The following is a 13768-nucleotide window of genomic DNA, read 5'->3' on the forward strand; positions in this document are numbered from 1 at the left end:
TCGGCAAGCCGTGGCAGATGATGCCGGGGCGTAACCACGTTCGTCGGTTTCAGAATGCGCCTGGTCGCTCGCATGCAACCCCTCGGCGCTACAAGTGCCATGCTAGCAGGATGCCCAAGGGTCAGTGCGCGCAGACGTGCGGCCGTGGGCGAGGAGGCCGCCAGTACCACGCAACTGTGACGTGGGCGGTGCGCCGCAGCAGAACACGCCGGAAACCTGCCCCTTAAAAAAAACAGGCAGGGTCCGTGATGCCGAGGTCCGCTGTATGCCTGATGAATTGCTCCACCTGCCTGTAATCCAGCGCATTCTGGCCCGCGACAAGGACACCCCCGGTGCCCTGTTGCCGATCCTGCATGCCGTCCAGCACGAGCTGGGTTACATCCCCGACGCTTCTGTTCCCGAGATCGCCCATGCCCTCAACCTCAGCCTGGCTGAAGTGCGTGGGGTTATCAGTTTTTATCACGACTTCCGCACCGCGCCGCCCGCTCGCCACACCCTGCGCCTGTGCCGTGCCGAGTCGTGCCAGAGCCGTGGCGCCGAAGCCCTGGCCGCGCAATTGCGTGAACAGTTGGCACTGGACGACCACGGCACCAGCGCCGACGGCGCCATCAGCCTGCGCCCTGTTTATTGCCTGGGTGCCTGTGCCTGCTCGCCAGCGTTGGAGCTGGACGGCCAGGTGCACGCGCGCCTCACCCCTGAGCGCCTGCGAGACTTGGTTAACGGTTGCCGGGAGGACTCAGCATGCTGAAGCTGTATATTCCCTGTGATTCGGTAGCCCGTGCCGTGGGTGCCGATCAGGTTGCCGATGCCCTGCTGCATGAGGCCGAGCGCCGCCAGTTGCCACTGGACATCCAGCGCACCAGCTCGCGCGGGCTTTACTGGCTGGAGCCGCTGATCGAGTGCGACAGTGCGCAAGGGCGCCTGGGTTTCGGCCCGATTACGCCACACGATGTGCCGTCACTGCTTGATGCCTTGGCGGGCGAACCCGGTGGCCACTCGCTGGCACTGGGGCCGGTCGAAGAAATACCCTATCTCAAGACCCAGCAACGCTTGCTGTTCGCACGCGCGGGCATCACCCGCCCATTGTCACTGGACGACTATCGTGCCCATGGCGGTTTCGCAGGCCTTGAGGCCGCCGTGGCGCTGGACGGTGCCGAAGTGGTTGCCGCAGTACTCGACTCCGGCCTGCGTGGCCGTGGTGGTGCGGCGTTCCCGGCCGGCATCAAGTGGCGCACCGTGCGTGACGCTGGCGCCGGGCAGAAGTACGTGGTGTGCAACGCCGACGAGGGTGACTCGGGCACGTTCGCTGATCGCATGCTGATGGAGGGCGACCCCTTCCTGCTGATCGAGGGCATGATCATTGCCGGCCTTGCCGTGGGGGCCGACAAGGGCTACGTCTATGTGCGCTCGGAGTACCCCGACGCCATCCGGGTACTTGACCAGGCCTTCGCCATCGCGCGTGACGCTGGCTACCTGGGTGCTGACGTAGCCGGCAGCGGCCAGGCGTTCGACCTGGAAGTGCGGGTGGGCGCCGGCGCCTATATTTGCGGCGAAGAAACCGCGCTGCTCGAATCCATCGAAGGCAAGCGTGGCATTGTCCGCGCCAAGCCACCGCTGCCCGCACTCCAAGGGCTGTTCGGCCTGCCGACGTTGGTGCACAACGTGCTTACGCTGGCTTCGGTGCCCATCATTCTGGCCAAGGGGGCAGCGTTCTATCGCGATTTCGGCATGGGCCGCTCGCTGGGCACCATGCCGTTCCAGCTGGCCGGCAACATTCGCCAGGGTGGCCTGGTCGAGCGCGCGTTCGGCCTGACCCTGCGCGAGCTGGTGGAAGGCTATGGCGGTGGCACGGCCAGTGGCCGGCCGCTGAAGGCCGCGCAGGTCGGTGGCCCGCTTGGTGCCTGGGTACCCCCCAGCCATTTCGACACCCCACTGGACTATGAAGCGTTTGCTGCTGTGGGCGCGATGCTCGGCCACGGCGGTGTGGTGGTGGCCGACGATACGTTGAACATGGCCAGCATGGCGCGTTTCGCCCTGCAGTTCTGTGCCGAGGAGTCCTGCGGCAAGTGCACCCCGTGCCGCATCGGCTCCACCCGGGGCATGGAAGTGGTCGACCGGTTGATCGCCAGCAGCGACATCACCGAGCGCCATGACCAGGCGCTGTTGCTGCGCGACCTGTGCGACACCCTGCAGTACGGTTCGTTGTGCGCCATGGGCGGTATGACTGCCTATCCGGTGGCCAGCGCGCTCAAGTACTTCCCCGCCGATTTTGGGCTGACCACCACGGAGGCCGCACAGTGATCAATTTCTTCGACCCCGCTTGTGATAAAAGCAGCGACCTCGGCACCCCGGCCCGCGAAAGCGACGTGCAGGTCAGCCTGAGCATCGATGGCCGCGCCATCAGCGTGCCTGCTGGCACCTCGGTCATGCGCGCCGCCGCCATGCTGGGCACCAGCATCCCCAAACTGTGCGCCACCGACAGCCTCGAAGCCTTCGGCTCCTGCCGCATGTGCATGGTGGAAATCGAAGGCATGCGCGGCTACCCGGCATCCTGCACCACGCCAGTCAGTGAAGGCATGGTGGTGCGCACCGAAACCCCGCGCCTGGCCGGCCTGCGTCGCAACGTCATGGAGCTGTACATTTCCGACCACCCCCTGGACTGCCTGACCTGTTCGGCCAACGGCAACTGCGAGCTGCAGACCGTGGCCGGCCAGGTGGGCCTGCGTGAGGTGCGCTACGGCTATGACGGCGCCAACCACCTGGACGAGAAAAAAGACGTTTCCAACCCGTATTTCGACTACGAGCCGAGCAAGTGCATCGTCTGCAGCCGCTGTGTGCGCGCCTGCGAGGACATCCAGGGTACGTTCGCCCTGACCATTACCGGGCGCGGTTTCGAATCGCGGGTGGCGGCCGCGGGGGGCGAAAACTTCCTGGCTTCCGAATGCGTGTCGTGCGGCGCCTGCGTGCAGGCCTGCCCGACCGCGACCCTGACGGAAAAGAGCCTGGTGCAGCTTGGCCAGCCTGAGCGTTCGGTCATTACCACCTGCGCCTACTGCGGTGTTGGCTGCTCGTTCCGCGCCGAAATCAAGGGTGACCAACTGGTGCGCATGGTCCCGGACAAGAACGGTGGCGCCAACCACGGCCACGCCTGCGTCAAGGGCCGCTTTGCCTGGGGCTACGCCACCCACCCGGACCGCATCACCAAACCGATGATCCGCAAGCGCCTGGAAGACCCGTGGCAGGAAGTCAGCTGGGACGAGGCCGTGACCTATGCCGCCAGCGAGTTCCGCCGCATCCAGCTCAAGTACGGGCGCGACTCCATCGGCGGCATCACCTCCAGCCGTTGTACCAACGAAGAAGCCTACCTGGTGCAAAAACTGGTGCGCACGGCGTTTGGTAACAACAACGTCGACACCTGCGCACGGGTGTGCCATTCGCCCACCGGTTATGGCCTGAAGCAGACCCTGGGTGAGTCGGCCGGCACGCAAAGCTTCGACTCGGTGATGCAGGCCGACGTTGTGCTGGTGATTGGTGCCAACCCTACCGATGCGCACCCGGTGTTCGGCTCGCAGCTCAAGCGCCGCCTGCGCCAGGGGGCGCGGCTGATCGTGATCGACCCACGGCGCATCGACCTGGTCGACTCGCCGCACGCCCGCGCCGACCTGCACCTGCAACTGCGCCCGGGCACCAACGTGGCCATGCTCAACGCCCTGGCCCACGTGATCGTCACCGAGGGCCTGCTGGCCCAGCGCTTCATCGATGCCCGCTGCGAAACCGAAGACTTTGCCCGTTGGCGCGACTTCGTCAGCCTGCCAGACAACGCTCCCGAGGTGCTCGGCCCGGTTTGTGGCGTGCCACCTGAGCAGATCCGCGCTGCGGCCCGGCTGTATGCCACCGGCGGCAACGCGGCCATCTACTACGGCCTGGGTGTGACCGAGCACAGCCAAGGCAGCACCGCAGTGATGGGCATTGCCAACCTGGCCATGGCCACTGGCAACATCGGCCGTGAAGGGGTAGGGGTGAACCCGCTGCGCGGGCAGAACAACGTGCAGGGCTCGTGCGACATGGGCTCGTTCCCCCACGAGCTGCCCGGCTACCGGCATGTCTCCAACGAGGGCGTGCGCGCCGAGTTCGAACGGGCCTGGGGCGTGACCTTGCAGCCCGACCCGGGTCTGCGCATTCCCAACATGTTCGAGGCGGCGCTGGATGGCAGCTTCAAGGCGCTGTACTGCCAGGGTGAGGACATCGCCCAGAGCGACCCCAACACCCAGCACGTCACGGCGGCCTTGCTCGCCATGGAGTGCGTGGTGGTGCAGGACATTTTCCTCAACGAAACTGCCAAGTTCGCCCATGTGTTCCTGCCGGGCAGTTCGTTCCTGGAAAAGGACGGCACCTTCACCAACGCCGAGCGGCGTATTTCGCGGGTGCGCAAGGTCATGGAGCCGCTGGCCGGCAAGGCCGACTGGGAAGCTACCGTGGCCCTGGCCAACGCTCTGGGCTACCCGATGAACTACCGCCACCCGTCCGAGATCATGGACGAGATCGCCCGCCTGACGCCGACCTTCCGTCGTGTCAGCTACGCGGAAATCGACCGCCATGGCAGCCTGCAGTGGCCGTGCAACGACGCTGCGCCAGACGGCACGCCGACCATGCACATCGACCAGTTCGTGCGTGGCAAGGGCCGCTTCATGCTCACCGGCTACGTGCCCACCGACGAAAAGGTCAACAACCGCTACCCGTTGCTGCTGACTACCGGTCGTATCCTCAGCCAGTACAACGTCGGCGCCCAGACCCGGCGCACTGCCAACGTTGCCTGGCATGATGCCGACCGCCTGGAGATCCACCCGACCGACGCGGAAAGCCGTGGCATCCACGACGGTGACTGGGTCGGCATCGGCAGCCGCGCCGGGCAGACTGTGCTGCGTGCCAAGGTCAGTGCGCGTGTGGCGCCGGGCGTGGTGTACACCACCTTCCACTTCCCGGAGTCGGGTGCCAACGTGATCACCACCGACAACTCCGACTGGGCCACCAACTGCCCCGAGTACAAGGTGACGGCAGTGGAGGTGGTGAAAGTGTTCCAGCCATCGCAATGGCAGAAGCGCTATCAGGACTTCAGTGATGAACAGCAGCGGCTGCTGAAAGAGCGCCGTGCTGCGGAGAAAGCCGAGGTTCGCCGATGAGCAGTGAAAACCTGGTCAAGATGGCCAACCAGATTGCCCATTACTTCGACAGCGAGCCAGACCGGGCGCTGGCGGTGCAAGGGGTGCGGCAGCATCTGAAGAGCTTCTGGACGCCGGCGATGCTCCGGCAATTGGCGGAGTGGAGCGAGGCCCACGCGGGGGAAGGGCTTGACCCGAAGGTGCGGGAGGCGTTGGTCTAGATTCCCGGGCGGCAACGGAACCTTGGGGCGGGTTTGCCTGCGAATGTGGCGTTGAAATCAATGACGCATTCGCGGGTGAACCCGCTCCTACAAGGGGCCTGCATATTGCCTACTTAGCCGCGGGCCAACTCCGCCAGGTGGGCAATGGCTTCTTCGCTCTTGAGCACCAGCACATCGCCCTCCAGCGCATCCAGCACCACTTCCGAGGTATTGCCAATCAACGCCCCGGAAATCCCCGTGCGGCACACCGTGCCTATCACGGTCACCACTGCATCGAGCTTCTTTTCGGTATGCGGAATCAACACATCCGCTGGCCCTTCGGCCACGTGCAGGCACTCATCGCTGATGCCGTACTCGGCCTGGAACGCCTTGCATGCTTCACGGTAGCGTTTTTCGATCTTATCGCTCAGCTGGTAGGCCGGGTCCGACGCTGACAGCATCGGCGACGGGTGGGCACTGATGACATGCAGTTCTCCCTTGGCCAGTTTGGCAATCTCGAAGCCGTGGTCGATGATGCTGGCATGCAGGCGGCGGTGGTCTTCGTCCTGGTTACCCACGTCCACCGCCGCCAAAATCTTGCCCCCGGTCCACGGCCGTTCGCTCTTGACCATCAGCACGGTACCCGGGCATTGGCGCAGCAGCTTCCAGTCGCTGGGGGTGAGCAGGGCCTTTTTCAGCGGGTTGTCCGGGCGGTGTTCCTTGATCACCAGTTCGCAGCCTTCGGCCTGCTGTACATGGATGATGGTGTCGTGCAGGCTGTCGCGCCAGCCCTCTTCATGGGTGACATTGGCGTAGCCGTCATCATGCAACTGGCTGCTCAGCAGGCTGAGCAGCGCACTGTGATCATGCCGCTTGTCACACATCAGCAAGTGCAGGCGTGCGCCCGTGACGCCTGCAATCAGCTTGGCGCGCGTAAGCGCCCGGCTGTGAGCGTGCGCGGGGTCGAGGACGACGAGAATGCTGCGGACGGCTTGCATGGGCGTTAACTCCCTTCGATGATGGCGACCAATGCCTGACTATAGTCGGCGCTTCCCCCTCCAGCGCTTGATGTACATCAAGCATAGTCACTGGCATCGCCAGCCGCCGCCGGTATAATCGCCGGCCCTGCCTGTTCTGTGTGGTTGCACGCTTATGTCCCTGATCCCCGAAATCGACGCCTTTCTTGGCTGCCCGACGCCAGACGCCTGGATCGAAGCGGCGCTCGCCGACCAGGAAACCCTGCTGATCGACCACAAGAACTGCGAGTTCAAGGCCGCCAGCACGGCCTTGAGCCTGATCGCCAAGTACAACACTCACCTTGATCTGATCAACATGATGTCGCGCCTGGCCCGCGAGGAGCTGGTGCATCACGAACAGGTGTTACGCCTCATGAAGCGTCGCGGGGTGCCGTTGCGCCCGGTATCGGCGGGGCGTTACGCGTCGGGGTTGCGCCGACTGGTGCGCGCCCACGAGCCGGTCAAGCTGGTGGATACACTGGTGGTGGGGGCGTTCATCGAGGCGCGCAGTTGCGAACGTTTTGCCGCGCTGGTGCCACATCTGGATGAAGAGCTGGGCCGCTTCTACCACGGGTTGCTGAAAAGCGAAGCGCGCCACTACCAGGGCTACCTGAAACTGGCGCACAACTACGGTGATGAAGCGGACATCGCCCGCCGTGTCGAGCTGGTACGCGCTGCGGAAATGGAGCTGATCCAGTCACCAGACCAGGAGCTGCGCTTCCACAGCGGCATCCCGCAGGCTTTGGCCGCCTGATGTGCACCAGGCGGCGCAGGCCTTAACTGCGCCGACCCAGTAGCAGGCCTACCGCCAACCCGAGGCCGGCGGAAATGGCCACGGTCTGCCAGGGGTGGCCGCCGATGTAGTCCTGAGTGGCGTCCACCACCGGTTGCGCCTTGCTGCGCACGTTGCTCGCCGCCTGGCGTGCCTGGCGCAGCTTCAGGCTCACCTGGGCGCGCAACGTCTCTGCTTCTTCGCCGACCAGTGCGGCACTGTCGTTCAGCAGTTTTTCCGATTCTTCTATCAGCGATTGCAGTTCGCTGAATACCTGGTCCTTGATCTGATCGCTGTCCGCCAGCGTGGCGTTTTTCCGGGCCATGAACTCGTCCTCGTCAATGGGGGTGATGTGAACAATGGATGCCGCCACGTCGGGAAAGTTGCGGCGGCTTTCCGGTGATGCTGTGCCTGGGTGTAAGATAGCGGCCATTTTCAAACCTGCAGGTACCTTCATGAGTTTCAATCTGGCCAACATGAGCTTCGAGGAACGGGCGCAGATCGAGGCAGAGAAGGCCCGGTTGTTCGAGATGTGGCAGAACAACCTGGGCAAAGCCAAGGGCGAAGCCGCCCGGCTGATTGCCGAAAAGCCACGGCGCAAGGGCAAATGGGCCGAGTGGGTGCGCGCCGAACTGGACGGCATGACGCCGCCTGAATACGCCAGCATGGTGCGCAGCGAAGTCAACAAGCTGATGGCCGCAGCCAGCGCCAACCGCTGAGCACACCCGCCCGGCGCTTATCAGTAGGTGCCCTTGGGCAGGTCCAGCTTGCCTTCATCGGTAAAACGCACGGTCCCCAGCGGCCCGCCGGCCAGTTTGCCGCGCAGCTTGTAGGGTAGACCCTGCAGCGAATCTACCTTGCCCAGCCCATAGGCCTGGCGCAGGAAGGAAAACGCCGTGATGCTTACCGGCACCACGATCACCGCTTCGTCGTAGCGGCCAATGTGCCCCTGCTGGTCACTGACACCAGCGGCCAGCGGCTGGCCGTTCACTTCCAGGTTCAAGGCGATGCCGTTGTAATCGATCGGTGACTCATTGGGGTTTTGCACCCGCATTTTCACCGCCATGCGCAGTTCCAGCTCCTGCCCGGGCAGTGGTTCGATGCCGATCACGCTGATGTTCACCGGGTCGCGTGGCTGGAGCAGCGCACAGGCCGCGAGGCCAAAGGCCATCAGCAGGACCAGAAACAGGCGGGTGTAGCGGTACAGACGGGCAGTCATGGGCTGTGACCTTGCCGGAGTGGGGCTGGCAGTGTGGCAAATGTGCGTCGACGTTGAAAGTATCGGTTCATATGAAAGATACTGTTTCTCATTAACGCCCGATAACCTCTCTTACTGGCTGTTCCCCAATCATGCTGACTTCACCCATGTCGGGCCTGCTGGCAAGCTTCCAGGAGCACTACGACGACCTGCTGCAGTTTTTGACGCGGCGCATGAGCGACCGTCAGCGCGCGGCCGATGTGGCGCAGGAAACCTACCTGAAGCTGGTGAACATCGACGAGCAGGCGGTGCCGGTGGTGCACGCGCGCAGTTTCATCTTCCGTGTGGCCGGCAACCTGGCGATTGACGCCTTGCGCCGTGAGCAACGCATCGCCGCCAGCCACGACGACAGCGACGGAGCCTGTGAGGTGGCCTGTCCGGCGCCGGCACCCGAGGCGGCGTTGCTGGCCCGCGAGCGCTTGCAGATTCTTGACCAGGCCCTGTTGCAGTTGCCCGACAATGCCCGCCAGGCGCTGTTGCTCAACCGTGTCGAGGGCCTGACCCAGAAGCAGGTCGCTCAACGCCTGGGGGTTTCCGAGAGCATGGTGGCAAAGTATATCGGCCAGGCCTTGCGCCATTGCCGCGGCCGGCTGAAGCAGGCGGGTGTGGCGGCATCGGTGGTGTTGCTGGTCGCCGCCGTGGCGGGTTGGCAGCAAGCCCCGATGCTGCTGGCCGATTACCACACCGCCGTGGGCGAGCGGCAGGTCATTACCCTGGCAGATGGCACACGGGTGACGCTGAACAGCGCCAGTGCCTTGAGCGTGGCGTTCAGCGAGCATGAGCGGCGTGTGGTACTCGATGCGGGTGAGGCGCTGTTCGAGACCGCCGATGATTCACGTCCGTTCGTGGTCGAAACGGCCGGTGCGCGGGTGCAGGGCAATGCCGCCACCTTCAGCGTGCACCGCGATGGGCACGTCGTGTTGGCACGCGGTGAAGCCAAGGTGGGTGAACATGAACTGGCGGTGGCGGCCGATGCCGGCACGCAGATGGCCTGGCAGCGTGGCAAGCTGATCTTCAACGGCAAGCCGCTGGGGCAGGTGCTGACGGAGCTTGAGCGATACCGGCATGGGCGCATTGTGTTGTCCGACAGCAAGCTGGCTGCGATGGAAGTGAGCGGGGTGTTTGACCTGGATGAACCTGAGGCCCTGTTGCGGACGTTGGAGCAGCGGTATGGCCTGAAGGTGACCTACCTGCCGTGGTTGGCCGTGGTGCATTGATCAGCCTGTGCCGGCCTCTCAACGGGCAAGCCCGTTCCTGCACAGGTCGCACAACTTTCAGGCGGACGCAGTCGTTGCAGGAGCGGGCTTGCCCGCGAAGAGGCCGGACAGAAACAAAAATATTTTCCATTTGCCACTGCAAGTTCCTGCAAGCCAGATCGTCGTAGTGAGACTGATCAGCAACCCATTCTCATTTACGACTTGTCAGGAAGCTCATTCGTGCCTCTGATGCTCAAGCCCTTGCACCGCCGTCGCGGTCCTTTTCACCATGCCTTGATGTCTTGCAGTGCCATGGCCCTGTTGCTCGGCCCCCTGCACGCAGGGGCCGCGACGACTGCCGAACAGACCCAGATGCAAGCTCGCCAGGTCCAGCTCGACCTGCCAGCCCAGCCGCTGGACCAGGCGCTGACCACCTTCGCCGACCAAGCCGGCCTGCACCTGCTGTACACCACAGGCGATGTCGCCGGCCAGGTCAGCCCGGCGTTGCAGGGCAACTACAGTGTCGAGCAGGCCCTGCAGCAGTTGTTGGCCGGCAGCGGCATGAGCTGGCAGTTCAGCGAGGCTCGCACCGTCACCCTGCGCAAGGCCGAGGCCGCGCCGCAGGCGGTCAACCTCAAGCCGATCGAAGTCAGCGTAGCCTCGCGCACCAGCACTGCCATCAGCGAAATCCCTGGGACCGTCTGGGTGGTCGACCAGCAGCAATTGCGCGAGCAGATCGACAGCGGCGTCAGCCTGAAGGAAGCCATTGGCAAGCTGGTACCGGGCCTTGACCTGGCGCCGGAAGGGCGCACCAATTACGGCCAGAACATGCGTGGGCGCAACGTGCTGGTGATGATCGACGGGGTCAGTCAGAACAGCTCCCGCGGCCTGTCTCGCCAGTTCGACAGCATTTCGCCGTTCAACGTCGAGCGCGTCGAAGTGCTGTCTGGCGCCAGCGCCATCTACGGCGGTGGCGCCACTGGCGGCATCATCAACATCGTGACCAAAAAGGGCGAGCCTGGCCCGGCGCGCTTCGAAACCCAGTTGGGGGCCAGCAGCGGTTTCAACAACAGCGACGACCTGGCCACCCGCTTCGCCCAGTCGGTCAGCGGCGGCAACGAACGGGTCAATGCCCGGTTGGGCGTTTCCGGTGAGCAGAACGAAGCCTTCTACGATGGTGCTGGCGACCAGATCTTCATCGACAACACCCAGACCGACCTGCAGTACAACCGCACCATCGACGTACTCGGTACCTTGGGCCTGCAGCTGAACGACCAGCAGAGCCTCGACCTGTTGGCCCAGTACTACGACTCGGGCAACCACGGCAGCACGGGTATCTACTTCCCCAACCTGAACTACAACGCGCCATCCGACCTGGAAGACGCCGAGCTGCGCAGCGGTTATTCATCGGACCTGGAGCCGCGTACGCGGCGCTTGCTGCTCAACGCCAATTACCACCACACCGACGTGCTGGGCCAGGACTTCTACCTGCAGGCCTCGTACCGCAAGGAAGACGACAACTTCTACCCGTTCCCGTACTACAACCGTGCCACGCCCACCGGCTCGCGCGGGGTGTACTTTGCCGCCTCGCAGCAGAACTTCGAAGTCACCAGCCTCAAGGGCCTGTTTGCCAAACAGTGGGATACGCTGAAGCTGACCTACGGCGTCGACCTGGACCGCGAGCGCTTCAATGCCGAGCAAACCACCTTCAACGCCCAGACCTCGTCCGAGTCGGGTGGCCTGGAGCTGGAAAAAGACAGCAAGGCCGCACGCTACCCCAGCTACCGGGTGGATGGTGTGTCGGTGTATGCCCAGCTGGACTGGCATGCCACCGACAACCTGACATTGTCCGGTGGTGCCCGGCGGCAGCAGATGGACGTGGATGTCAGCGACTTCAAGGGCGTGCCAGGTGGCAGTAACGACTATCAGGTCAACCTGTTCAACATCGGTGCCATCTACGACTTCAAGAACGGCCACCAGGTGTGGAGCAACTATGGCGAAGGCTTCGACCTGCCTGACCCGGCCAAGTACTACGGCAAGCCGGGTCTGAGCGTGGCCGATAACCCGTTGGCCGGTATCAAGAGCCGCCAGGTGGAAGTGGGCTGGCGCTATGCCGACCTGGATTGGGATGCACAGGCAGCGCTGTACTACATCTGGTCGGACAAGATCATCAACGTCGATTCGCAAACGCTGACCATCGACGTGGAAGAACAGAAAAGCCGCGACTTTGGCTTTGAAGGTGCACTGACCCGGCACTTCCAGACCGGCTGGGAAACCGGCGGCACATTGCACATGACACGCTCCGAGGAAGAGGCCGAGGACGGCGGCTGGATCAAGCGCGATGCCCGTTATGCCTCGTTGTCCAAGGCCACCGCGTTTGTCGGCTGGAAGGGCGATGGCCGCAGTGCACGCTTGCAGGCCAACCATGCCTTCAGCCTGAAGGACGATGCCGATCACGAGATTGACGGCTACACCACCTTCGACCTGCTGGGCAGCCAGGACACCGGTTTCGGCACCGTCAGTGCCGGTATCCAGAACCTGCTGGACAAGCAGTACAGCACGGTATGGGGACAGCGTGCGACGTTGTTCTATTCGCCGACCTACGGGCCGGCGTATCTGTATGACTACCAGGGGCGCGGGCGGACCTACACCCTGACCTGGAGCATGGCTTACTGATTGTGGTGGCCTGAACGGGCCTGTTCGCGGAGGCAACGGTGAACGGCGGGTGGGTGAACGGCGGGTGGAGATTGGCCAGCAGGGCCGGCCTCTTCGCGGGTAAACCCGCTCCTACACGACGGTGCCTGTGCCCAGCCACCGATGCTTGTCCACCCTCGATCCGGCGTAGGAGCGGGTTTACCCGCGAATACGGTAGCGGCGTCAACGGTGAACGCCTGGTGGAGATTGGCCAGCAGGGCCGGCCCCTTCGCGGGTGAACCCGCTCCTACACGACGGCCTGTGCCCAGCCACCGACCTGTGTCCACCCCCGATCCGGCGTAGGAGCGGGTTTACCCGCGAATACGGTAGCGGCGGCAACGGTGAACGTCTGGTGGAGATTGGCCAGCAGGGCCGGCCCTTTCGCGGGTAAACCCGCTCCTACACGACGGTGCCTGTGCCCAGCCACCGACAGGTGTCCACCACCGATCCGGTGTAGGCGCGGGTTTACCCGCGAAGGGGCCGTTCAGGCAAACGCCGCCAGCAAATCCTGCGCAAATACATGGGCTGCCTCTCCAACCCCCTGTGCCCGGTGCCGGGCCAAGGTGAACGGCACCCCAAAATCAAGCTCAGGGTCCAGCGCCCATAACAGCCCCTCGGCCTCCCAGGCCTGTGCACAATGGCATGGCAAGTAGCCAATATGCCGCCCAGACAGAATGAACGTCAGCACGCTTTCGATCTGCTCCGCCACTGCCGTGCTGCGTCTGCTCTGGAACGGTTCGCCCCCTTTGAGAAAACGGTACGGATGGCGCACCTGGTCCATGTCCAGCAACCGCTCAAGCCCAACATCCGTCTCGCCATACAGCACATGCCCCTTGCCGCAATACAGCCGCTGGCGCTCCGCGAACAAGGGCTGGTAATCAAAGGCCGCCTGGTTGCCGGAAAAGTAGCTGATGGCATAGTCCAGTCGCTGCTCCAGCAACAGCCGTTCCAGCTCCGCCGGCGGTGCACTGACAAGCTCCAGTTGCACCGATTCTTCTCGCCTGCGAAATGCCGCAATGGCCGCCGCCAGTTTCAGGCTCACCGCCTTGTCCTGATTTTCCGCCATGCCTATGCGCACAGTTCCCAGCAGCCGCCCGGCAACGCCGTTGGCCTGCTGGCGAAACTGCTCGATGTTCAGCAGCAGCCCACGCGCCGCCTCCAATAGCAATTCACCTTTTTCCGTCAGGCGAAAACCACCCTTGCCGCGGCTGCACAGGCGGTAACCCAAGCGTGCCTCCAGTTGCGCCATGCGCTGGCTGATGGTGGGCTGGCTCAGGCCCAGCACGCCTTGAGCGGCGCTGAAGCCACCTGCCTCGACTACAGTGACGAACAGCCGCAGCAGGTGCAGGTCGGGGTCGTGCACTTGTCCGAGCATTACATTGCTCCTGATGAATGTCAGCTTTGCAAACTTGCCATTGGTGCAATGTAACCCGGCTGGCATGCTCGCGGCATCCACCCATTTACCGAGGTGTC

The 13768-nt window shown here is 63.8% G+C and carries 12 protein-coding genes; 8 read left to right on the forward strand and 4 right to left on the reverse strand.

Annotated elements, in window-relative coordinates:
- Positions 1 to 265: 265 nt before the first annotated feature.
- The 4 genes from BJQ17_RS14760 to BJQ17_RS14775 are packed head-to-tail and all read left to right on the forward strand — an operon-like array spanning position 266 to position 5380.
- A complete protein-coding gene (locus tag BJQ17_RS14760; protein ID WP_003248859.1) occupies positions 266 to 748 on the forward strand; it encodes a formate dehydrogenase subunit gamma in 483 nt (160 codons plus the stop codon).
- Positions 742 to 2301 (forward strand): NADH-quinone oxidoreductase subunit NuoF, encoded by a 1560-nt coding sequence (locus BJQ17_RS14765; RefSeq protein WP_003248861.1) that lies wholly within the window; start codon positions 742 to 744, stop codon positions 2299 to 2301. Before BJQ17_RS14760 ends, BJQ17_RS14765 begins: the two co-directional genes overlap by 7 nt.
- Positions 2298 to 5180 (forward strand): formate dehydrogenase subunit alpha, encoded by a 2883-nt coding sequence (gene fdhF, locus BJQ17_RS14770; protein WP_003248862.1) that lies wholly within the window; start codon positions 2298 to 2300, stop codon positions 5178 to 5180. The genes BJQ17_RS14765 and fdhF overlap by 4 nt, the downstream gene beginning before the upstream one ends.
- The gene (locus BJQ17_RS14775; RefSeq protein WP_003248864.1) at positions 5177 to 5380 is read left to right on the forward strand and encodes a formate dehydrogenase subunit delta; all 204 of its coding nucleotides are present in this window, start codon (positions 5177 to 5179) and stop codon (positions 5378 to 5380) included. Before fdhF ends, BJQ17_RS14775 begins: the two co-directional genes overlap by 4 nt.
- 113 nt (positions 5381 to 5493) lie before the next feature.
- On the opposite strand, the gene BJQ17_RS14780 is transcribed toward BJQ17_RS14775, so the two are convergent.
- On the reverse strand, positions 5494 to 6357 hold the full coding sequence (locus BJQ17_RS14780) for a universal stress protein (RefSeq protein WP_070096254.1): 864 nt from the start codon (positions 6355 to 6357) through the stop codon (positions 5494 to 5496).
- Between the two features lie 154 nt (positions 6358 to 6511).
- Between BJQ17_RS14780 and BJQ17_RS14785 the strand changes: the two genes are divergently transcribed.
- Entirely contained in the window at positions 6512 to 7129 is a 618-nt protein-coding gene (locus BJQ17_RS14785; RefSeq protein WP_003248869.1) for a tRNA-(ms[2]io[6]A)-hydroxylase, read from the forward strand.
- Between the two features lie 22 nt (positions 7130 to 7151).
- On the opposite strand, the gene BJQ17_RS14790 is transcribed toward BJQ17_RS14785, so the two are convergent.
- Positions 7152 to 7580: a YqjD family protein gene (locus BJQ17_RS14790; protein WP_012053125.1), complete on the reverse strand. Its 429-nt coding sequence runs from the start codon at positions 7578 to 7580 to the stop codon at positions 7152 to 7154.
- 22 nt (positions 7581 to 7602) lie between these two features.
- Here BJQ17_RS14790 and BJQ17_RS14795 point away from each other — a divergent pair, with 22 nt between their 5' ends.
- Entirely contained in the window at positions 7603 to 7866 is a 264-nt protein-coding gene (locus BJQ17_RS14795; protein WP_003248880.1) for a hypothetical protein, read from the forward strand.
- 20 nt (positions 7867 to 7886) lie between these two features.
- Here BJQ17_RS14795 and BJQ17_RS14800 read toward each other — a convergent pair whose 3' ends face one another.
- Positions 7887 to 8366, reverse strand: coding sequence for an LEA type 2 family protein (locus BJQ17_RS14800; protein ID WP_004576763.1), 480 nt, complete (start codon positions 8364 to 8366; stop codon positions 7887 to 7889).
- 131 nt (positions 8367 to 8497) lie between these two features.
- On the opposite strand from BJQ17_RS14800, the gene BJQ17_RS14805 reads away from it, so the two are divergent.
- On the forward strand, positions 8498 to 9622 hold the full coding sequence (locus BJQ17_RS14805; RefSeq protein ID WP_014859685.1) for a sigma-70 family RNA polymerase sigma factor: 1125 nt from the start codon (positions 8498 to 8500) through the stop codon (positions 9620 to 9622).
- Between the two features lie 228 nt (positions 9623 to 9850).
- On the forward strand, positions 9851 to 12277 hold the full coding sequence (locus tag BJQ17_RS14810) for a TonB-dependent receptor (protein WP_070096255.1): 2427 nt from the start codon (positions 9851 to 9853) through the stop codon (positions 12275 to 12277).
- A gap of 502 nt (positions 12278 to 12779) precedes the next feature.
- On the opposite strand, the gene BJQ17_RS14815 is transcribed toward BJQ17_RS14810, so the two are convergent.
- Complete coding sequence (locus tag BJQ17_RS14815) at positions 12780 to 13670, reverse strand: LysR family transcriptional regulator (protein WP_019752083.1); 891 nt, start codon at positions 13668 to 13670, stop codon at positions 12780 to 12782.
- Positions 13671 to 13768 lie beyond the last annotated feature (98 nt).

Origin of the sequence: Pseudomonas sp. NBRC 111139 (genome assembly GCF_001753955.1) — a bacterium.
In the GTDB taxonomy this organism is placed as follows: Bacteria; Pseudomonadota; Gammaproteobacteria; order Pseudomonadales; family Pseudomonadaceae; genus Aquipseudomonas; species Aquipseudomonas alloputida.

Excerpts from the sequence above, each read along its gene's own strand:
- BJQ17_RS14810 (WP_070096255.1), top strand. The coding sequence starts at position 9,851 with ATGCTCAAGCCCTTGCACCGCCGTCGCGGTCCTTTTCACCATGCCTTG.
- BJQ17_RS14760 (WP_003248859.1), top strand. The coding sequence starts at position 266 with ATGCCTGATGAATTGCTCCACCTGCCTGTAATCCAGCGCATTCTGGCC.
- BJQ17_RS14785 (WP_003248869.1), top strand. The coding sequence starts at position 6,512 with ATGTCCCTGATCCCCGAAATCGACGCCTTTCTTGGCTGCCCGACGCCA.
- BJQ17_RS14775 (WP_003248864.1), top strand. The coding sequence starts at position 5,177 with ATGAGCAGTGAAAACCTGGTCAAGATGGCCAACCAGATTGCCCATTAC.
- BJQ17_RS14790 (WP_012053125.1), bottom strand. The coding sequence starts at position 7,580 with ATGGCCGCTATCTTACACCCAGGCACAGCATCACCGGAAAGCCGCCGC.
- BJQ17_RS14795 (WP_003248880.1), top strand. The coding sequence starts at position 7,603 with ATGAGTTTCAATCTGGCCAACATGAGCTTCGAGGAACGGGCGCAGATC.
- BJQ17_RS14765 (WP_003248861.1), top strand. The coding sequence starts at position 742 with ATGCTGAAGCTGTATATTCCCTGTGATTCGGTAGCCCGTGCCGTGGGT.
- BJQ17_RS14815 (WP_019752083.1), bottom strand. The coding sequence starts at position 13,670 with ATGCTCGGACAAGTGCACGACCCCGACCTGCACCTGCTGCGGCTGTTC.
- BJQ17_RS14800 (WP_004576763.1), bottom strand. The coding sequence starts at position 8,366 with ATGACTGCCCGTCTGTACCGCTACACCCGCCTGTTTCTGGTCCTGCTG.
- BJQ17_RS14780 (WP_070096254.1), bottom strand. The coding sequence starts at position 6,357 with ATGCAAGCCGTCCGCAGCATTCTCGTCGTCCTCGACCCCGCGCACGCT.
- BJQ17_RS14805 (WP_014859685.1), top strand. The coding sequence starts at position 8,498 with ATGCTGACTTCACCCATGTCGGGCCTGCTGGCAAGCTTCCAGGAGCAC.